The sequence below is a fragment of the Ralstonia sp. UNC404CL21Col genome (assembly GCF_000620465.1).
Classification (GTDB): Bacteria; Pseudomonadota; Gammaproteobacteria; order Burkholderiales; family Burkholderiaceae; genus Ralstonia; species Ralstonia flatus.
Genome location: NZ_JIBE01000003.1, coordinates 1683431 through 1703225 on the forward strand (window position 1 = coordinate 1683431; position 19795 = coordinate 1703225).

Consider the following 19795-nt stretch of genomic DNA (forward strand, 5'->3'; position numbering starts at 1 on the left):
TGTGCGTCTCCTTATTTTCCGCCGCCGAACAGGCGCTGCAGGAAGCCCGGCTTGTTGTATTCGACGTAGCGCAGTTCCTTCTCCTTGCCGAGGAAGCGGTCGATCACATCGTGGTACGCGTTGGCCACGTCCGAGCCTTCCAGGTGGATGGCGGGCAGGCCCTGGTTGGATGCCTGCAGCACGGCTTCGGATTCCGGAATCACGCCGATCAGCTTGATGCGCAGGATTTCCTGGATGTCGGTCAGCGACAGCATCTCGCCTTCGGACACGCGCTTCGGGTTGTAGCGTGTGAGCAGCAGGTGTTCCTTGATCGGCTCCTTGCCTTCCACCGCGCGGCGCGACTTGGACGACAGGATGCCCAGGATGCGATCCGAATCGCGTACCGAAGAAACTTCCGGGTTCGTCACGACGATGGCCTCATCGGCAAAGTACATCGCCATCAGCGCGCCCGACTCGATGCCGGCGGGCGAATCGCAGACGATGTATTCAAAGCCCATTTCCTTCAGGCCTTCGATCACCTTCTCGACGCCTTCACGCGTGAGCGCATCCTTGTCGCGCGTTTGCGAGGCGGGGAGGATGAAGAGGTTTTCGCACTTCTTGTCCTTGATGAGGGCCTGGTTCAGGTTGGCCTCACCGTGGATCACGTTGATCAGGTCATACACCACGCGGCGCTCGCAGCCCATGATGAGGTCGAGGTTGCGCAGGCCGACGTCGAAGTCGATGACGGCGGTCTTGTGGCCGCGCAGCGCAAGGCCGGCAGAAAACGCCGCACTGGTGGTCGTCTTGCCGACGCCGCCCTTGCCGGAGGTGACTACGATGATCTTGGTCATGGCTCGTAACTCTGTAAGTTAAATCGCTCGGCGCACGGGGTGCGTCACTTCATCCGCAACGGTTCGAAAACCAGCGTGTTGTCCGCGAGCCGGACCTGCGCAGGCTTGCTGGCGTAGGCGTCGGGCCACGGGGTTTCGCCGGTGCGGTAGATGCCGGCGATGGAAATCAGTTGAGGCTCCAGGCACGTGCAGAAGATGCGCGCGTCCAGGTTGCCCTTCACGCCTGCCAACGCGCGGCCGCGCAGCGAGGCATACACGTAGATGTTGCCCTCGGCGATCACCTCGGCGCCGTCACTCACCAGGTCGAGCACGACGAGGTCGCCGCGCGCATAGATGCGCTGGCCGGAACGCAGGGGGCGGTCGACGATCATCGTGCCGGGCTGCATGGCCACGGCATCGACAGGGGGAACGGCAGGGGTGGAGGCGGGGGCTTCAGCGGCCTGGGCGTGCTCGGGCGCATCCTGCGCGTCCTTGCCGTCTGCATCTTTGGCGTCATTCCCGCCGCGCGGGCGGCGGCCGTGGCTGTCGAGCAGCGGCAGGCCGAAAGCCTGAGCCCATTCGCCCTGCTCCGGGCTGGCGACCACGCCGATCGCGCGGGCACGCAGCGCGGTCAGGGTCTCAACCAAACGGTCGATGGGCAGGCGCTCGTCTTCGCCCAGGCGGCGCACGTCGATGGCGATCACGTCGTTGGAGAAAAACTCCGGCGTGTCGGCAAAGCGTCGCGTGAGTTCGGCGGCCAGGGCGTCCATGTCGGCGGTGCGCGGCGACAGCAGCAGGGCATCGACGGTGCCGCTGCGAATCTCGAACAGCGGCGCTTTCTTCTGGGACATAGAACGGCTACGCGGAAAAATGGGCTCATTCTAACGTTGTTGACGAAACGCCTTGAATTTTTTGGCCCCGCCGATCCCCCATTCGGCTAAGACGCGCAACCGGCGCTGTTCTCCACATGGCGGGCGCCACGCGCAAATGTCATCCGACGGTCACGGCATCGTCATGCGCGCTTTCGATACTTCTCCGCTTCTGAGCCCCCCGGTCCAGTCTGTTGTCCTCTCGCGTTGCGCAAACGGTTCCTCCGATCCTGCGTGCGCGTCTGCATGTCATTCGCTTCATCTGCCATTCGCAGTTTGCATTCAGCAGTTCGTAGTTCGCATACCAAAAAATAGACTTCAGGGAGAAGTTCATGCGAGTCCGACCATTGTGTTCGGCGGCGTTGCCGCTTGCTGTTTTCCTGTCGATGACGCTGGCTGCGTGCGGCGGCAGCGACGACACCCCGTCGAACGGCAGCACCACGCCTGCTGCCAGCGCCGCCCCGGCCGGCACCAAAGCCACGCTCGCCGTGCTGGAGACGACCGACCTGCACACGAACGTGCTGTCGTACGACTACTTCAAGCTCGCAGCCGACAACTCGCTCGGCTTCGAGCGCGTAGCGACGCTCATCAACCAGGCGCGTGCGCAATTCCCGAACACGCTGCTGCTGGATAACGGCGACACCATCCAGGGCACCGCGCTGTCGGACTACCAGGCCATGGTGAGCCCGGTCACGTGCGACCAGACGCTGGCGATCTACAAGGTGATGAACGCGGCCAAGTACGACGGCGGCGGCATCGGCAACCACGAGTTCAACTACGGCCTGCCGTACCTGTCGCAGGTCACGGGCAATACGTTCAACGTCGATGGCCTGCCCGATCCGGCCACGCAGAAGAAATGCGCGGGCCCGGCCTTCCCGCAGGTGCTGGCCAACGTGATGAGCGCGAAGACCAACGCGCCGCTGTTCCAGCCATACACGATCATCACCAAGACGGTGACGGCCACGGCGCCGGACGGCAGCACGATCAGCGCGCCGGTCAAGGTCGGCATCATCAGCTTTACCCCGCCCACCATCACGAGCTGGGACAAGCGCTGGCTCGACGGCAAGGTCTACACCGTCGGCATCAAGGAAACGGCGGCCAAGTACATCCCGGAAATGCGCGCGAAGGGCGCCGACCTGGTGGTGGCGATTTCCCACGGCGGGCTGGATAACTCGACGTATTCGCCGACGATGGAGAACGGCAGCTGGTGGCTGTCCACCGTGCCGGGCATTGATGCCATGTTGATCGGCCACTCGCACCAGCTTTTCCCGGATGCGAACAGCACGGTGTATCAGTTCAACCTGCCGGGTGTGGACAAGGTCAAGGGCACCGTGAACGGCGTGCCGACCGTGATGGCGAACTACTGGGGCAAGCACCTCGGTGTGATCAAGCTCGGCTTGACGTTCAACGGCACGAACTGGGCTGTGGACAAGACGCAGACCACGGTGGAAGCGCGCTCGATCCAGAACGCAGACAAGACCTACGTCGCTGCTGATCCGACGGTCTCGGCCGCCATCGCCACCGAACACCAGGCGACGATCAACTACGTGAAGACGCCGGTGGGCAACACCGACTTCAACATGAGCACGTACTTTGCCGACGTGGGCGACCCGGGCGCGATCGAGATCGTGAACCAGGCGCAGGCCGATTACGTGTCGGCGTATATCCAGGCGAACCTGCCGCAGTACGCGTCGCTGCCGGTGCTGTCGGTGAGCGCGCCGTTCAAGAGCGGCTTTGGCGGCGGTACGGATTTCACCGATGTGGCGGCTGGCCCGCTGGCGATCAACAACGCGGCCGACCTGTACCTGTATCCGAACACGGTCTATGCCGTGAAGGTGGCGGGTTCCGACATCAAGAACTGGCTGGAGACGGCGGCCAAGCGCTTCAACACCATCGACCCGACGCAAGCGACGGTGCAGAAGCTGGTAAGCACGTTCCCGGGCTATAACTTCGACATGTTCACCACGCCGGACCTCACGTATGAGATTGACGTGACGCAGCCGGTGGGCAGCCGCATCAAGAACCTGCAATACAAGGGCGCGGCGATCGACCCGGCGGCGCAGTTCATCGTGGCGACCAACAACTACCGTGCAAGCGGCGGCGGCAACTTCCCGGGCCTGGATGGCAGCAAGACGATCTATGCGTCGCCCGATGCCAACCGCGATGTGCTGATCAGCTACATCAAGAAGATCGGCAGCGTGAAGCGTGCGACCAACGGTTCGCAGCGCAGCTGGCGCTTTACGAAGCTGGCGACGTCGGTAGCCACGGTGGTGTTCCCGTCGGCGGCGGGCAAGCTGACGGCGGCCGGGGCCGCGGGCATCAACAACGTCACGCTGTATCAGGCCGATGACGGCACCAACAAGGGGCTGTCGCTGTACCAGATCGATCTGACGCAGTAAGAGGAACACGCCATGCCTTCTCTTCGTTCCGCATGGGTTGGCGCGCCAGCCTTGGAATCTCCGCGCCAGTCGGTGCCGATGCTGACCGTGGCCGCGGCCCTGGCGATCATCGTGGCGGCCGGCGGTTGGCTGTCGCATGCGCGCCAGGCACCCGCCGTGGATGCCACGCAACTGGAATCGTGGCGCGCGATGGTTGTGCAAGCGATGGAGCCCGAGGCGCTGCAGCAACTGCGTCAGCGCGCACGCAGTGGTTTGGTGCCGGCGCAATCCGCGTTGGGCGAAGCCTTGCTCAGTGCGCACGACGGTACCTTGCGAAACGAAGGGATGCGCTGGCTCGAAACCGCTGCATCGAGCGATGCGCGTGCGCAGTTGTCGCTGGGAAAGGCGCTGCTGCTCGGCACCGGCGGGGTGGAGCGCGACTATCCGCGCGCGCTGCGTCTGCTGCGTCAATCCGCTGACAAGGGCGACGCGGCGGCCGCGTATTACCTGGGCGTGATGTATCGCAGCGGCTACGGCACGGCCATCGACACCGTACAGGCGGCACACTGGTTTGATCGTGCTGCCCGTCACGAGATTCCGGCAGCGATGTTCATGCTGGCCAACGCGTACCGTGAAGGCGATGGTGTGCCGCGCGATGAGGCCCGCGCGCTGGCGTTGTACCAGGACGCCGCCGAGCACGAATTGCCAGAGGCCGTGCAAGCCTTGGCGATGGCATATCAGAACGGCGAGCTGGGTCTCAAGCGCGACGATGCGGCGTATCACCAGCAGTGGATCGAAACGGCGCATGCGTTGAAGCACCCGGCGCTGGCACCTTGAACGCCTGACGGCCGGTCCGCTCCGGCCGTCCTCACGCACGCGCCGCACTCACGCCTGGGGCGCCGCGCTGGCCGCATCACTCCAGAAAAAAAGTAAGAGCCGTCCTATTCGTTCGGCGGTGTGCCGCTGAAACAATTGCGTGGCCTATGCAACGTAGGCCACGGACAGCGCTCCGGACAACATCACACTCCCTGGCATCCACACCGTTCCATGCCGGCTTGGCCGCAGGGAGGCGGTCTTTGCGAGGATCGGTTGTCCCGCCATCAGACACGTCTGCTCCGTGCACTTTTTCAGCGGAGATATAGATGCGCGCAGTTTTGATGAGAGGGGCCATCGGCCTGATATTCGCCGGCGCGAAAGCTGCATTCGCTTACAGCTGTCAGACCAACTTAGCCCATTTGATCACCAACGTTCCACCCATAACTGTCCCGGACGATCTGCCTGTCGGTTCGGAGATCGGCCAGGCCGTCGTTAACTACTTGCCACCCTATAAGTGTCTGAACAGCGATCCCAAACTCGACAAGCAGGAAATGTGGGTCCAGGGTTATGGCACGCATGTCGCAACCTTCAACGGCCGGCGCATCTACAACACGAACGTGAAAGGGATCGGCTATGCCGTGGGGGCCACGTTCTCGGGATGTCCTTCCAACAATGTCTATTGGGTCACGGGAAAAAACACTGAGAACCCGGACCGTGAACTGATGTGTTACGTCCGGGGGATGTTCGGCTCCATGCTTGGGTACGTCTATATCCAGTTTTTCAAGACAGCCCAGAAAACCGAGCCGGGGGTGGTATTGGCACGCGACATGGCTGGGTTCCTTCTGAGAAACAACGGGGTCTATTGGGCATCCCCCGTCTCTTACCTCAGCGTCAATGCGTTCAAGGTCAATGGGCCATCCTGCACGCTGGGCAACAAGGTGATCAACGTCAACATGGGTGACATCAGCAGACAGGCGTTCGGCGGACCCGGCCGTTGGCCGACTGACAGCAACACCAAGGCCTTCAGCGTTTCGCTGCGGTGCGCCGCTTGGCTCACTGTCAGCTTTCAGATCGATGGCAGCGTGAAGGACGCGGCGCGTGGCCTGCTGAACCTGTCTGCAGACGCCGCTGCAGCAAAAGGTATAGCGTTGCAGGTGCTCTACGACAACCAACCGGTCAAGCTCGGTTCTCGAGTCGTGTGGCACACCATCGGTTCTGACGGCAACTACGCAATTCCGTTTAAGGCGCGCTACGTGCAGACCGATGCAAGCGTGACCCCTGGCGTGGCGAACGCCGCCGCCACGTTCACCATCAGCTATCAATAATCGGGCGTATCGCGCCTGCCACCTTTCTCCCTGGCCGCCTTGACGCACAAAAACGTCATGGCGGCCAATTCTGCTGGGCCGGGAATATAGGAGTGTTCCTATTCCGCAGCGCCGCATGCACATGGAAGAATCGCCGGGCCTATGCAACGTAGGCCACGGACAGCGCTCCGGCCCGTTCATCGACCTCCCTGCATCCACATCACGCAGCGCCGATTCGGCGGCGTGACCCTGTTCTTTTTTTTCGGGAAGTCGATGTGCCTTGCCAATACGCGGGTCTGCTCCGTGCACTTTTTCAGCGGAGAACAAGATGCGCACAGTTTTGATGAGGGTGGCCATCGGCCTGGTATTCGCCGGCGCGAAGGGCGCATTCGCCTACCAGTGTCAGGTCGTTACAAGCCTCAGCACCATCCAGCCTCCCAACCTGGTCGTGCAGCGCGATCTGCCCGTCGGATCAGAAATTGGTACGGCCATCGCCACAGACCTCGTGCCTGCCTATCGGTGTGTGAACACCAGCCCCCGGCTTACATGGCAGGACTTCGGGCTTAAAGGCTATGGCACATATGTCGGAACGTTCGACGGCCGGCGCATCTACAGCACGAATATCGCAGGCATCGGCTATGCGGTGGCGGGCCAGTTCCCGACATGCGCCCCAAAAATCTATTGGGTCACGGGAAACGACACTGAGAACCCGAACAATGAGCGGATGTGCTCCATCAACGGGATTTGGTCGGCTCAGCCCATGTATGCCAAGTTCTTCGTCACCTTCTACAAGACGGCCGAGGTGACAGGAACCGGCCAGGTGATGTCGCTCAACGTGGGCTCGTTCATTCTGAAGAACGAAAAGACCACGTGGTTCTCGCCCGAATCGCGCATCAACATTGGTTCGTTCGCGGTCAACACGGTGTCGTGCACGCTCGGCAGCAAGTCCATCTCCGTGAACATGGGCGATATCAACATGCGGGCATTCGGCGGGCCCGGTACATCGCCCGCTGACAGCTACACTCGCGCCTTCAGCATTCCGCTGCAGTGCCCGAGCGGGGTTTCAGTCAACTTTCAGATTGACGGCAACGCGAAGGACGCAACGCGCGGCCTGCTGAACCTGTCCGCAGACGCGTCTGCCGCACGGGGCGTGGCGTTGCAGGTGCTCTACGACGATCAACCCCTCGTGCTGAGCTCTCGCGTCAAATGGCAGACCACCAGCGCCGACGGCAACTACGCCATCCCGCTGAAGGCACGCTACCTGCAGACCGATGCGAGCGTGACCCCTGGCGTGGCAAACGCCGCCGCTACATTCACGGTGACCTACCAATAGACGCAAGGGGCGAACACAAACGCACCTCGCCTGCTCAGTACAGGCCGCGGGTCTGCGCGTGCAATCGCACCAGACCCAGCAGGGCATCGATATACGGCGTCGGCACACCGACGTGCTGACCGATCTCCCGCACAGACGCCACCAGCGCGTCGATCTCCAGCGGACCACGCCCGGCCTCGGCGTCCTGCAGCATCGATGTCTTGAACGCACCGAGCTGGCGCGTCACCGCGCTGCGCTCTTCACCGCTCTGCGCGATCGGGCAGCCGATGCGCGCGCCGATGGCCTTCGCTTCTTCCATGATGGCCAGACAGAACGCACTGACCTGCGGGTCATCGAGGATGCGGTCGCACGTTGCACCCGTCAGCACCGACACCGGGTTCATGGTCATGTTGCCCCACAGCTTGAACCAGATGTCGCGCTGGATGGCTTCACTGCGCTCGATCTGCAGACCGGCGCGTTCAAGGAGCGCTCCAACGGCATCCAGGCGAGGCGACGTGCCGCCAGCCGGTTCGCCGAGAATCAATCGCTTGCCGAAACCATGGCGCACGTGCCCTGGCGCAGACGTCGAACACGTCAGATGCACCACGCAGCCGAGCACGTTGCGAGTCGGAATGGCCTCGGCAATCTGGCCGTGCGGGTCAACCGACTGCAAGCGCAATCCCTGCAGCGGGCCCGGCCGATCAAAGAACCACCAGGGCACGCCATTCATTGCCACCACCACGCAGGTCTGAGGGCCGATGAGCGGGGCGATGCTTTGCGCCACGCTTTCCATGGCGGGGGCTTTCACGGCGACGATCACGACATCCTGCACACCCAGCGCATGCGCGTCGTTGCTTGCGTTCACCTGGGCTACATGCGTTGCATCCTCTTCGCTCAGGCGCAGGCCTTCTGCGCGCAACGCCTGAAGCGTGGCCCCACGTGCCAGCACGTTGACCGGTTGATCTGCCAGTGCGAGCTTCGCGCCAAGATAGCCGCCGACCGCGCCGGCGCCCACGATGCAGATGCGTGTCATATCGTCGAAAAGAGAATCAGGAACGGTAGGAAGAGTCGATGCGGTCGATGGTGCGCGTGAGCGCCGCGAACACGTCCTCACCCGCACCGAAATTCGGATTGAACTGCAGCGAATCGCGCGTGCAGTTGCGCGCCACTGCATCGGGAATTTCCAGCACCGGGCCCATCGACGTCGATGCCAGCTGGATCTCGCATGCGCGGTTCAGCAGCCACAGCACCGCAAACGCCCGCGCAATCGAATCACCCCACGCCAGCAGCCCGTGGTTGCGCAGGATGACGGCCGGCTTGTCGCCGATGTTCTTCACCAGGCGCGGTCCTTCGTCGGCATGCACGGTAATGCCCTCGAAGTCGTGATACGCGACCTTGCCGTGCAGTTGCGCCGCGTAGAAATTGCTGATCGACAAGCCATCGCGCGCACACGCCACCGCCATGCCGGCGGTCGTGTGCGTGTGCATCACGCAGTGCGCCCCCGGGATGCCCGCATGAATGGCAGCATGCACGGTGAAGCCAGCCGGATTGACGGGCCAGTCCGGCTGACCCTGCGCACGCTGCACCGCGCCCTGCAGGTCGATCTTTACGAGGTTTGACGCGCAGACTTCCGTATAGGTGAGACCAAACGGGTTGATGAGGAAATGCGGGCCGCCATCCTGTTGCGCGCCATCTTCAGGTGGCAGGCGCAACGTGATGTGGTTGTAGATGAGTTCCGTCCAGCCCAGATGCGCAAAGATGCGATAGCACGCCGCCAGCTTCACGCGCGCTGCCCATTCATGTGGGCCGCACCAATCCGGGCGATGGGCCTGGATGCTCGATCCGGCGTCGGGTGAAAGCGAAAGCACCGTCATGACCTGTCTCCTGATCGCAGGGGCCATGCGCCGGTCGGGTTGCCGGCGCTTAAGTGATTCACATGTTAATGAATTTGCGCCGGGCGTCAAACAACGTTACATCTGCCGTTTGCTAGGGCAATTGGTTGCGCAGGACTACCAACCACTGCATGACCGAGTTCGTGTACGGATCAAGCTGGTTGGCGTCGTTCAACTCGGTGATGCTCATCGACGCGGATTGTTGCACGTTGCCGCCGATCGATTTCACTTCATGGCGCACCGGGTCCACCTCGACGACGAGGTCGCAGTGCATGGGCGTTCTGCCGGCCTGGATCTCGGCCGGATCCGTCATGAAGCGATCGGCGCCGCGTGCGGTACAGATGAGGTCGCCCGGGCGCGGCACGGCCGGCGTGCGTTCGAGCACGAAGGCGGGGTGCTTGAGCAGATGATCGCGCGCGTCGGTGACGTATTCCGCATGCGTGGCGCCCGTCAGGAATTGATCGTTCTGCAAGCCGGCCTTGCGCATGATCCACGAGATGAACACCGCAGACCACGCCCAGCCGCCGGTGGTCAACTGCTGGCAGGTCGGTGTCTTGCCGACGATGCCCCAATAGCGCTTGGCCAGCATGCAGCCGCGCGCAGTGGCTTCACCCCCCGTACCGTCCGGATAGCGCAGGCAAGGTGCCGAGGCTGGTACAGCAGGCGTGGCAATCGCTTTGGGCAGCGGCATGTCGGTACCGCTTTCTTCATCAGAGGGGGCGGGCGTCGGGTCGTCGGGTGTCAGCCAGCGGCCTTGCGGCTGGTCAGGAAAACCACCGCCGGCCACGCAATACGTATCGTCACGCCCCACACGCACCACCTGGCGCCCCCATCGGTCCCATTCGGTCAGGGCAATCTCGATCATCTTTTCGCGCGGTGTCGCGCCTGGGCGCGTCTGCACGACTTCGTTGTCGGGCAGCGGTTCGGCTTGCGGGCGCGCAGGCGGCGTCGCGCAACCGGCAAACCAAAGGACCGGTGCGATCAGGACGATCGGCAGGGCAATACGCAGAACGAGCGAATTGCGCAGAAGAGGGCGGGACATGGAAGAGGGGGAAACGGATGGCCTGACGGGGAGACAGGCCTTCCGACGTGGTACGCCAATGCTGCGGTCGATTCACGCATGCAATGGCATGCCACGTCGTTGGCGCTCACCAGACGGGCTGGCTGCGCCGAGGGCTGTCATTGCATCAGGCGTTGACAGCGTCCTTGAACTTCTGGCCGGCCTTGAACTTGACCGTCTTGGCTGCTTCGACCTTGATTTCTTCGCCGGTGCGCGGATTGCGGGCCATACGCTCGGCACGCTCACCTTGGCTGAAGGTACCAAAGCCGATGAGGCTGACCGCATCGCCCTTGCCAACGGATTCCATGATGGCTTGCAGCGTCACGTTCAGTGCCTGCTCGGCTTTGGCCTTGGTCAGACCGTCTACGCCGCTGGCGATGGCGTCGATCAGTTCGGTTTTCGTCATTGCTTGACTCCCTTCAAGAGTAGATAAAACACACAACAGAGCGTCCGGGGATGGCTCCAAGGGCGACATGATACCGGCATGCGAACAGCGTCGGCACGTGAGCTTTGTAACGGCGCGTGGCATGTGGGTTCCGTAAACCCGCATGGGGCCTACGTTGCGAGGCGATCCCATCACATCGATATTGACGCGTGGTGTTCTGGTTTGCGGTTGGCTTGTTGGTTCTCTGATCGGTTCGACGCAAGTCGATTGACGGGTTTACCTTTTTTCTTATGTATACAGATAGTAGTAGTAGATAACGGTGGATAGTTTCTGTGGATAAGTACAAAAACCGCTTTATGTTCAAGCACTTGTCGCAAGCAAAACAGGGGGTACCGCGTGTGCCCTCAGGTGGATAGCTTGCTGTTCTTTCCGATCGCCCGGCGGGCAACCCCGTCACTTGTGCCCACACCGTCGACAGGGCAGCCACAGACAGCCAACAGCCTTTGCCGGTAGTTATCCACAGCTGCAGGCCAGGTTATCCACATTGACCGGGCGGCATGGGGTTGCGGCACGTGTCGAGATGCCATGCTTTTGGTGTAGGCTCACGGCTTCGTTGATCGACGTTTTTTGTTTCGCTTTACTGCGCCATTTCCCATGACACGCACGTCCCCTGATGCCACGCCGGCTCTGGCTGGGTCCTCGCCCGCGACGGAAGCGCCGGCCAAACTGCGCCGCCGCGATCGCATCGAGGTGCGCGAATCGGGCGTGCACGGACGCGGCGTGTATGCCGTGGTCGCCATCGCACGCGGCAAGAAGATCATCGAATACAAGGGCGAGCACATCACGTGGAAGGAGGCGCTGCGCCGCCATCCGCACGACCCGTCGGACCCGAATCACACGTTCTATTTCAGCCTGGAAGACGGCAGCGTGATCGACGCCAAGTACGGCGGCAACCGCGCGCGCTGGATCAACCACGCCTGCAAGCCGAACTGCGAGGCGCGCGAAGCGGATGGCCGCGTGTTCATTCACGCGCTGCGCGACATCGAACCTGGCGAAGAACTGTTCTACGACTACGGTCTCGTCATCGAAGGTCGTCAGACCAAGGCATTGAAGGAACAGTTTGCGTGCCGCTGCGGCGCGAAGAAGTGCCGCGGCACCATGCTGGCACCGCCGGAGAAGGGCAAGAAAAAGTAAGCCAAAGGTCCGTCGTCTAGACGGATTCGCTTGCCAGCGGCAGGCGCAACACGAAGCGCATCACGCGGCTGCCATCGCGCGCGGTCGCATCATCGATGGCGACGGTGCCGCCGTGCAGGCGCACGATGTCGTGCACGATAGCCAGGCCCAGGCCGCTGCCTTGCGGCTGTCCCGGGCGGTGGTCCGCGTCCCCACGGAAGAAGCGCTGGAAGACTTCGCCGCGCCGCTCGGGCGGAATGCCCGGGCCGTTGTCTTCCACACTCACCACACCCCACCATCGGGATGCCGCGTCGGCCTCCATGCCGGCGCGCAAGGTCACGCGTCCGCCGGCCGGCACGTATTTGATGGCGTTGTCGAGGAGGTTGTTGACGGCCTCGCGCAGCAGCACCACGTTGGCCAGCACCGGCGCCTGCAACGAACCCGGCGATGCTGCCTCCTGCGGCCATGCCTCGAAGCCGAGATCCAGCCCGCGCGCGAGCGCACGCGGTACCCACTCAGCACCGGTATCGAACGCCAGCGAAACGAGATCAACCCGCATCGGCGGGCCCAGCTGATCGAGCGTCATGCCGGGCTCGGCACGCGCCAGCGTCAGCAACTGGTTGGAAAGGCGCACCGCGCGGTTGGCACCCGATTGCAGCTCCAGCAGTGCGGGCCGGGCATCGTCCAACGTCTTGGCATCGACGGCGCGATCGGCATGCAGCTTCAACGCCGTGAGCGGCGTGCGCAGCTGATGTGCAGCGTCTGCGATGAAGGTGCGCTGGGCTTCGAGTGCGTCGCGCAACCGGGCCAGCAGCGCGTTCATCGCGTTGATGAGCGGTTGCAGTTCGGCAGGCACGCGTTCCGCAGATTCCGCCGGCAGCGGCGTCACCGAACGTGCGCTCTGCTTGTTGAGCGTGTCGGCCAGCGTCTGCAACGGCTGCAGCTCTTCCTTGAGCACCAGCGAGAGGATCAGCCCGCCGATGGCCAGCAGCACGATCAACGGAATCGACACCGACAGCAGCACTTCCTTGGCGGCCGTATCGCGATGGTCCAGCAGCTCCGCCACTTCCACGACGATGCCGCCTTCGGCCTGCATGGCATCGGGTGGGTTGGATGGGTTGAACGCGGGTGCCGTCTGCGACTGCGTGGGCGCCAGCGCGGGGCGCGTGACGTCGTCTTCGGGATCGGGCTGCACGGGCTGGCGCGGCGAGCGCGGCTTGGGCACCTCCGCACTCACGCCCGGCACGAGCAAATGCACCGCGCGCACCTGTTTGCCGTCGATCCAGCTGTAGAACACGCGCGCATCGCCAATGCGGACCTGGCCCGAGCCGTAGCCCAGTGGCGTGTCGCGCCCGACGAGCGTGCCCGTGGGCCCGGAAATGCGCCAGTAAATGCGGTCTTCACCGCTGTTCTGAACGAGCGTCTGGGCAGTGAGGGCAATGTCGTAGAGCTTGGCCGCCGGCACATGCGGACCAGCGATGCGCAGTTGCTCCGCCAGCGTGTTCGCCACACCCACCAATGCGCGATCGAACACCTGTGCGGTGTAGTGCGCCGCCAGCCAGTACGACAGCGCGCCGGTTCCCACAATCAAACCAAACAGCGGTGTCGCCAGCGCACGCAACAGATGCAGGCGCAGGCTGATCGCACCGTTGCCGCCCTTGGCCGGTGCTGCTGAAGCCGACGACGAGGCGGGACGATGGCGTTTGAACATGGCGAGAACTACGCCGCGGCGCGTGCCTGCAAAAGATAGCCGAAGCCGCGCACCGTGACGATCTCCGCCTCGGAATGTTCGATCTTGCGGCGCACGCGGTGCACATAGACTTCGATGGCCGTGTCGCCCACCACGTCGTGGCTGGCTTCACCGATGGCGTGGCCGAAGCTTGCAAGGTGATCCTGCAACTGCACCTTGCTGACGACGCGGCCCTGGCGGAGCATCAGCAACTCCAGCACGGCAAATTCGCGCGGCGACAGTTCCAGCGGGGCAGCGTCGACAAAGATGCGCCGCTCCACGCCGCTCATGCGCAGTCGTCCAACAAGGATGTCAGGCCGCGCGGCGGGTTCGGTCGAATCATTGCGACGGCGCAGCAGTGCGCCCACGCGCGCCACGAGTTCGAGCATCTCGAACGGCTTGAGCAGGTAATCATCGGCGCCGGCGTTCAGGCCGTTCACCTTGTCGAGCAGGCCGTCGCGCGCAGTGAGGATCAGCACGGGCGTGACGCGATCGCGCGCCCGAAACTGCGACAGCAGCGTCATGCCGTCGATACCGGGCAGCCCGAGATCGAGGATCACCAGATCGTGGGTCTGCCGGGTGAGCTGTTCAGTGGCGAAGACACCGTCGTGAACAACATGCACGCGATGCCCGGCTTGCGTGAGTCCGGCATGGATGCCGCTGGCGATGGCACGGTCGTCTTCAATCAGCAGGATGCGCATTGACTCGATCCAGAGTGCGGGCGGAAAGGGGCAAAAAGGGACAATCGGCGAGATTGGGCAGCGCTACAATGCGCGGATGACCGATGCCCTGCTCACCATCACCGATCTGGAGGCCGCCATCAACTTCTGGCGTGCCCGTTCGCCCGCCGAAGGCGAGGAACTGCGGCTGTGTGCCGAGGCGTCGGCGCTGGCCAAGCCGTATGCGCTGATGATTGTACAAGGCGCCACCCGCATCGCCCCTGAGCAATTGGGCGACAAGGCGCGGGCGGCGTATGAGGCGTGGCGCGCAGCCACACAGGGCTGAGCGCCAGCATTGCGGTGATTACTTCGCGCCGGTGGCGCCTGCGCTTTTCGCGGCCTGCTCGATAAAGCGCGCGAGATCGGCGTCACGGTGCGTGAGCCCATTCGCATCGTGTGTGGACAACGTAATGTCCACGCGATTCCACACGTTGAACCACTCGGGGTGGTGATTCATCTGCTCGGCTTTGATCGCCACGCGCGTCATGAAGCCGAACGCGGCGTTGAAGTCGGCAAAGGTGAAAGTTTTCTGGATGGCGTCGCGGTCGCTCTGCAGCGTCCAGCCGGGCACTTCGGCAAAGAGGGCCTTGCGTTGGTCGTCGTTCAGGGTCGGCATCATGATGGGGGCGAAGTTCTGTCTTGAATGCGCGCAGTATAGTCAGCGCGCCACGCTCTGCGCTCAGATGTCCGCCGTGTCTGCCCAACCTTCGCGGTTGCCCACGTTCAATACCAGATCGCCATCCACCACGTCGCCCGCACCGATGGTCGGCAGCGCGGCGAGTTCTTCATACAGCGGCGTGAAATCCGGACGCGTGGCGTCGAACAGCTGCTCGAAGCTGTCGATCGTGAAGTAGGTCTTCTGGAACGTGTCGATGCGGTAGCGCGTGCGCATGATGCGGCGCACGTCGAAGCCGATGCGGTTCGGGCTGGCCGAATCCAGCGCGTACACCGATTCACTCTTGCTCGACACGATGCCCGCGCCGTAGATGCGCAGGCCGGCCGGCGTGCGGATCAGGCCGAATTCCACCGTGTACCAGTACAGGCGCGCAAGCATGTCGAGCTGGCCCAGGCGAGCGGCCTTCAGGCCCCCCTTGCCGTAGGCTTCCATGTAGTCGGCAAAGATCGGGTTAATCAGCAGCGGCACGTGGCCAAAGATGTCGTGGAAGCAATCCGGCTCTTGGAGGTAATCGAGCTGGTCGGGGCGACGCATCCACCAGCTTGCGGGAAAGCGGCGGTTGGCGAGGTGATCGAAGAACACTTCGTCGGGCACCAGGCCCGGCACGGCGACGATCTGCCAGCCGGTGGCGCGCATCAGGGTTTCGTTGAGTTCGTCGAAAGACGGCACGGCGTCGCGGCTCATGCCCAGCGTCGACAGGCCTTGCAGGAATTCATCGCACACGCGGCCCGGTAACAGCGCTTCCTGGCGGTCGTACAGCGTGCGCCACGTGGCATGGTCGGCGGCGGTGTAGCGGTGCACCGGCTGCTGCATGGTGAAGTCGGCGCGCAGCGTCTGGCCGTCCAGGCCTTCGGCGAATTGCTCGCGCAGCTTGTCGGTCAGTGTGCCGTTGAAGCCAGCCGGAGCGGCGTTTTGCGCTGCGTCGGGGGCGGTGGTTGCGATGTCCATTGGTAATGTCGATCTCGTGCAATCAGAGTCCCGCCAGTGTAGGGGCGGGGCCACGCGGGTTGGCCGCAAAACGGTGGTCCATTGCGCCTCGTTTGCGGAAATCATGCAGAATGCTGCCTGTGAACGCAGGAGATGTGCATGATTTCGCTTGATACCTTCGATCTGGCCCTGCTCGCGGCCCTTCAGCGCGATGGCCGCGCGACGCATCAGCAGCTCTCGGAGCAAGTCCACCTGTCTGCCAGCCAGGTCGGGCGGCGGCTGGCGCGGCTTGAATCGGAAGGCGTGATCGAGGGCTACCGCGTGGTGCTCTCGCCGACCGGGCTGGGGCTGGGCGTGACGGTGTTCGCGAGCGTCAAGCTGGCGCACCACGGCGACGCCATCGTCGAACGCTTTCGCGAAGAGATCAGCCTGCTCGACGCGGTGCAGGAGTGCTATTCCGTGGCGGGTGATGCCGACTACATGCTGCGCGTGGTGGTGCCCGATCTGCCCGCGCTGTCGGAATTCGTCATGCGCAAGCTGATGCGTGTGCCGGGCGTGGACAATGTCCGTTCCAATATCGTATTGACGGCCTTGAAGCGGGATGGCGCGTTGCCGCTATCCCACCTTGGTGGGTAGATGCGCGCCTTGCGCCAGGGTGCGCGGCGTGTCACGCTGCAAGCCGACATCACTTTGCTGATATGAATCGCCTCTGTTTGGCGGGAGACCACGATGGTTGAAGGACACACCACGCATCCGGCGCACGCGTCGGCGCATCTGTCAGGCGGCTACGGCATGCCGGCACGGGTTCGCGCGTGGTGGGTGGCTGCTGCCGTGGCGGGCGTCACCTACGGCGGCATGCTGACCATGGTGGCCGTGGAAGTCCCGCCGGGCACGCCGCTGGTCGGTCGCATCGTCGCGCAGCCGCTGTGGAAAATGCTGATGGCGTTGCTGCTGGCGCGCGCGGCCTCGCTGCACGAAATTCCACGTGAGCGGCGTTGGCTGATCGGCGCCATGGTGTTTTCCGCGTTCGGGGATCTGTGGCTCGCTCTGCCGGGGTTCGCGTTCTCGTTCATGGCCGGGCTGGGCTGTTTCCTGCTGGCGCATCTGTGCTATCTGCGGGTGCTGGTGGGGCTGCGCGGCGTGTCGTCGGCCATCCGCATGATCGGTGTCGGCGTGATGATCGGCGTGGCCATCGGCATGCTGCTGTGGTACTGGCCGGGCCTGGGCGAACTGAAGGGGCCGGTGATCGCCTACATGGTCGTGCTGTCGGCGATGGTGTGCGCGGCATTGCTGGCGCGCCTGCCGGGGCCGCTGACGGCGTGGGGCGCACTCGCCTTCGCGGCTTCCGACGCGATGATCGGCATCAGCGTGTTCGTCTTTCCGTTCACCGACCACGAGCTGGCGATCTGGTGGAGCTACGCCGCTGCGCAGCTGCTCATCAGCGCGGGATTGCTCACGCGCCGCACACCACCGCCGCGCCGCGCCGCTGCATAAGTCCGTCCGACGTTTCTTCCGCTGCGGGAGCCCGATGCTGGAGACCCTCGACGCTGCCACCACGGCAGCCCGCCTGCCTTACGCTGCGTTGGCCGATGCCATCGCCCAGGTGTTGCGCGACGCACGCGCCGGCCGCGCCCAGGCACCGGCGCGTCTTGTGATGCCCGTGGCGGGCGGCGGCAGTCTGCTCCTGATGCCGGCGGCCAATGCCGACATCGCCATCACCAAGATGATCACCGTGCACCCGCACAACCCTGGCCAGGGCTTGCCAGCCATTCACGGCGAGGTCGTGGTGATGGACGCCCGCACCGGCGAGCGCCGGCTGATGCTGGATGGCCCGACCGTGACCGCGCACCGCACCGCCGCCGTGTCGTTGCTGGCGGCGCGCTTGCTGGCACCTGAGCCGGCGGGGGATCTGCTGCTGATCGGGGCCGGAGCCCAGGCGCGTGCGCACCTGGAAGCCTTCCGCTTCGGGCTGGGCACGCGACGCGTCACCATCATCGCGCGCACGGCTGGCAGCGCCGATGGGCTGGCGTACTACGCACGCGCCCTGGGCATGGACGCCACCGCGCTGGCGGGCGGTGATGCGGCCGGCGTGGCGGATGCGGCCCGCGCGGCATTGCCGCAGACGTCGCTGGTGATTACCGCCACGCCGTCATCGCAACCGGTGCTTCCTGACTTGGGCGATGCAGGTCAACCTGGGGGCTATGCGTGGGGCGCGCATCACTTCATCGCGGCTGTTGGCGCCTTTCGGCCCGACATGGCCGAGCTGCCGCCGCGCTTGTGCGTGCATGCCGCCGCCGTCGATCGGCTGTATGCCGACACCCTCGTCGACCTGGAAGCGGAGGCCGGCGACCTGCTGCAGGCTGGCGTGCCGTGGTCGCGTGTGCGGCCGTTACAACAGTGCGTCGACGCGCCGCCGGACACACTGACGCAGCCCGCGCCGGTGTCGCCGGTGGTGTTCAAAAGCGTCGGCAGTGCCCTGTGGGATCTGGCCGCGTGCGTGCTCGCGCTGTCCAAGTCCAAAGCTGTTTAAAAATTGGGCATGTGCTGGAGAAGCCCGTCGCAGGCCGATCGAGCGCACACGTTGTAACAGGAAACCTCTAGAAAAAGGGTTCTAGTCAAGGCAATCACACGGGATAATGGCCATCCCTTCCGCCTGGGAGGAGACTTAGAACGCACCGCAAACGTGTCAACACGTTGGTAACGGATGCGTCTGACACAGGAGCACATACAGAGATGGCCTATAAAAAAGCACTGGCGGCCGCCGCCGGGATGATCCTCGCCACCGCCGCACACGCACAGGCTGCCGGCAGCAACATCGTCAGCCTCGGCTGGTTCCGCGTGATGCCGAATAGCTCGAGCGACCCGCTGTTCGTCAACAGCGTTGGCGGTGCACCCGTCAATCAATCGGTGCCGAACACCGGCGCGAAGATCAAGGAAGCCGACACCGTTGGTCTCGCCTTTACACACTTCTTCACCGACAACCTCGCAGTCGAACTGGTTGGCGGCCTTCCGCCGCGCCACAAGATTGAAGGCACCGGCTCGTTCTCCGGCTATGGCGAAATCGGTTCGGCCAAGCAATGGAGCCCGGCTGTGCTGGCCAAGTGGTACTTCTTCAGCGCGGACAGCAAGTTCCGTCCGTATGTCGGCGCCGGCCTGAACTACACCTGGTTCTCCGACGAGAAGATCACCAGCAGCGCGTTCCAGAACCAAGTCCTGGGCCGCGGCACGCCGGGCAGCAAGAGCAATGTGACGACCGACAGCTCGCTGAATCCGGTGCTGAACGTGGGCGCGACCTACGCCATCACCAAGGATTGGTTCGTTGGCTTGTCGGTGTCCTATCTGCCGCTGAAGACCACGGCCAAGATCGACACCACGCTGATCAACGGCGTGCACATTCAGAGCGAAGCGAAGATCAAGATCAACCCGGTCGTGACCTTCCTGAACGTCGGCTACCGCTTCTAAGCGGCTTCCGCGCAAACAAAAAGGCGTGCCACAGCGGCACGCCTTTTTTGTTGTCGACGCCCGGCTCAGGCAAAAGCTTTGACCGGGTAGCCGGCTTGCTCGATGGCAGCCTTGACCGCATCGGCGCTGGCGCCGCTGGTGACGGCCACAGTCTGCTTGTCGAGGTCGACCTGCACATTGGCGCCGGCATCGACCTGCTGCACCGCCCGCGTGACGGCCGATACGCAGTGGCCGCAGCTCATGCCCGTCACGGAAAAGGTCGTGGAAGACGTCGTCATGGTTGG

21 protein-coding genes are annotated in these 19795 nt (G+C 63.7%); 10 read left to right on the plus strand and 11 right to left on the minus strand.

The features are described 5' to 3' along the window. Positions 1–11: 11 nt before the first annotated feature. Together minD and minC are read right to left on the minus strand one after the other, a co-directional pair. Positions 12–830: a septum site-determining protein MinD gene (gene minD, locus N511_RS0107925; RefSeq protein WP_009239512.1), complete on the minus strand. Its 819-nt coding sequence runs from the start codon at positions 828–830 to the stop codon at positions 12–14. 44 nt (positions 831–874) lie between these two features. Next, complete coding sequence (minC, locus tag N511_RS0107930; RefSeq protein WP_027678805.1) at positions 875–1660, minus strand: septum site-determining protein MinC; 786 nt, start codon at positions 1658–1660, stop codon at positions 875–877. Between the two features lie 350 nt (positions 1661–2010). On the opposite strand from minC, the gene N511_RS0107935 reads away from it, so the two are divergent. The 4 genes from N511_RS0107935 (at position 2011) to N511_RS0107950 (ending at position 7509) form a co-directional block, all read left to right on the plus strand. Further along, positions 2011–4077 (plus strand): bifunctional 2',3'-cyclic-nucleotide 2'-phosphodiesterase/3'-nucleotidase, encoded by a 2067-nt coding sequence (locus N511_RS0107935; RefSeq protein ID WP_027678806.1) that lies wholly within the window; start codon positions 2011–2013, stop codon positions 4075–4077. Positions 4078–4089: 12 nt separating this feature from the next. Next, positions 4090–4893, plus strand: a complete 804-nt coding sequence (locus tag N511_RS0107940) for a tetratricopeptide repeat protein (protein WP_027678807.1) — start codon at positions 4090–4092, stop codon at positions 4891–4893. Between the two features lie 305 nt (positions 4894–5198). Then, positions 5199–6197, plus strand: a complete 999-nt coding sequence (locus N511_RS23835; protein ID WP_051530842.1) for a fimbrial protein — start codon at positions 5199–5201, stop codon at positions 6195–6197. Between the two features lie 307 nt (positions 6198–6504). Continuing rightward, positions 6505–7509: a fimbrial protein gene (locus tag N511_RS0107950; RefSeq protein WP_027678808.1), complete on the plus strand. Its 1005-nt coding sequence runs from the start codon at positions 6505–6507 to the stop codon at positions 7507–7509. A gap of 34 nt (positions 7510–7543) precedes the next feature. On the opposite strand, the gene N511_RS0107955 is transcribed toward N511_RS0107950, so the two are convergent. The 4 genes from N511_RS0107955 to N511_RS0107970 form a co-directional block, all read right to left on the minus strand. Further along, positions 7544–8521 (minus strand): 2-dehydropantoate 2-reductase, encoded by a 978-nt coding sequence (locus N511_RS0107955; RefSeq protein WP_027678809.1) that lies wholly within the window; start codon positions 8519–8521, stop codon positions 7544–7546. Positions 8522–8537: 16 nt separating this feature from the next. Then, complete coding sequence (locus N511_RS0107960; protein WP_027678810.1) at positions 8538–9362, minus strand: class II aldolase/adducin family protein; 825 nt, start codon at positions 9360–9362, stop codon at positions 8538–8540. A 112-nt stretch (positions 9363–9474) separates the two neighbouring features. After that, positions 9475–10422, minus strand: a complete 948-nt coding sequence (locus N511_RS0107965; RefSeq protein WP_027678811.1) for a DUF2272 domain-containing protein — start codon at positions 10420–10422, stop codon at positions 9475–9477. A gap of 145 nt (positions 10423–10567) precedes the next feature. Further along, positions 10568–10846, minus strand: a complete 279-nt coding sequence (locus N511_RS0107970) for an HU family DNA-binding protein (RefSeq protein ID WP_004628548.1) — start codon at positions 10844–10846, stop codon at positions 10568–10570. 633 nt (positions 10847–11479) lie between these two features. Here N511_RS0107970 and N511_RS0107975 point away from each other — a divergent pair. Beyond that, complete coding sequence (locus tag N511_RS0107975; RefSeq protein ID WP_027678812.1) at positions 11480–12019, plus strand: SET domain-containing protein; 540 nt, start codon at positions 11480–11482, stop codon at positions 12017–12019. A 16-nt stretch (positions 12020–12035) separates the two neighbouring features. Here the strand turns inward: N511_RS0107975 and N511_RS0107980 are convergent, their stop codons facing one another. Then, positions 12036–13709, minus strand: coding sequence for a sensor histidine kinase (locus N511_RS0107980; protein WP_027678813.1), 1674 nt, complete (start codon positions 13707–13709; stop codon positions 12036–12038). An 8-nt stretch (positions 13710–13717) separates the two neighbouring features. Further along, positions 13718–14428, minus strand: coding sequence for a response regulator transcription factor (locus N511_RS0107985; protein ID WP_027678814.1), 711 nt, complete (start codon positions 14426–14428; stop codon positions 13718–13720). A gap of 76 nt (positions 14429–14504) precedes the next feature. Between N511_RS0107985 and N511_RS0107990 the strand changes: the two genes are divergently transcribed. Then, complete coding sequence (locus N511_RS0107990; RefSeq protein ID WP_024973951.1) at positions 14505–14732, plus strand: DUF3717 domain-containing protein; 228 nt, start codon at positions 14505–14507, stop codon at positions 14730–14732. An 18-nt stretch (positions 14733–14750) separates the two neighbouring features. Here N511_RS0107990 and N511_RS0107995 read toward each other — a convergent pair whose 3' ends face one another. Together N511_RS0107995 and phhA are read right to left on the minus strand one after the other, a co-directional pair. Next, a complete protein-coding gene (locus tag N511_RS0107995) occupies positions 14751–15065 on the minus strand; it encodes a 4a-hydroxytetrahydrobiopterin dehydratase (protein ID WP_027678815.1) in 315 nt (104 codons plus the stop codon). Positions 15066–15125: 60 nt separating this feature from the next. Then, on the minus strand, positions 15126–16070 hold the full coding sequence (gene phhA / locus N511_RS0108000; RefSeq protein ID WP_027678816.1) for a phenylalanine 4-monooxygenase: 945 nt from the start codon (positions 16068–16070) through the stop codon (positions 15126–15128). A gap of 138 nt (positions 16071–16208) precedes the next feature. Here phhA and N511_RS0108005 point away from each other — a divergent pair, with 138 nt between their 5' ends. The 4 genes from N511_RS0108005 (at position 16209) to N511_RS0108020 (ending at position 19511) form a co-directional block, all read left to right on the plus strand. Continuing rightward, on the plus strand, positions 16209–16685 hold the full coding sequence (locus tag N511_RS0108005; RefSeq protein WP_027678817.1) for an Lrp/AsnC family transcriptional regulator: 477 nt from the start codon (positions 16209–16211) through the stop codon (positions 16683–16685). A gap of 93 nt (positions 16686–16778) precedes the next feature. Continuing rightward, positions 16779–17543 carry a lysoplasmalogenase gene (locus N511_RS0108010; RefSeq protein ID WP_027678818.1) on the plus strand — a complete coding sequence of 255 codons (765 nt, stop codon included), beginning with the start codon at positions 16779–16781 and terminating at the stop codon, positions 17541–17543. 34 nt (positions 17544–17577) lie between these two features. Next, positions 17578–18579, plus strand: a complete 1002-nt coding sequence (locus tag N511_RS0108015; RefSeq protein WP_027678819.1) for a delta(1)-pyrroline-2-carboxylate reductase family protein — start codon at positions 17578–17580, stop codon at positions 18577–18579. A 203-nt stretch (positions 18580–18782) separates the two neighbouring features. Continuing rightward, complete coding sequence (locus tag N511_RS0108020) at positions 18783–19511, plus strand: OmpW/AlkL family protein (protein ID WP_027678820.1); 729 nt, start codon at positions 18783–18785, stop codon at positions 19509–19511. A 65-nt stretch (positions 19512–19576) separates the two neighbouring features. Here the strand turns inward: N511_RS0108020 and N511_RS0108025 are convergent, their stop codons facing one another. After that, positions 19577–19789 carry a heavy-metal-associated domain-containing protein gene (locus tag N511_RS0108025; protein WP_027678821.1) on the minus strand — a complete coding sequence of 71 codons (213 nt, stop codon included), beginning with the start codon at positions 19787–19789 and terminating at the stop codon, positions 19577–19579. Positions 19790–19795: the final 6 nt, after the last annotated feature.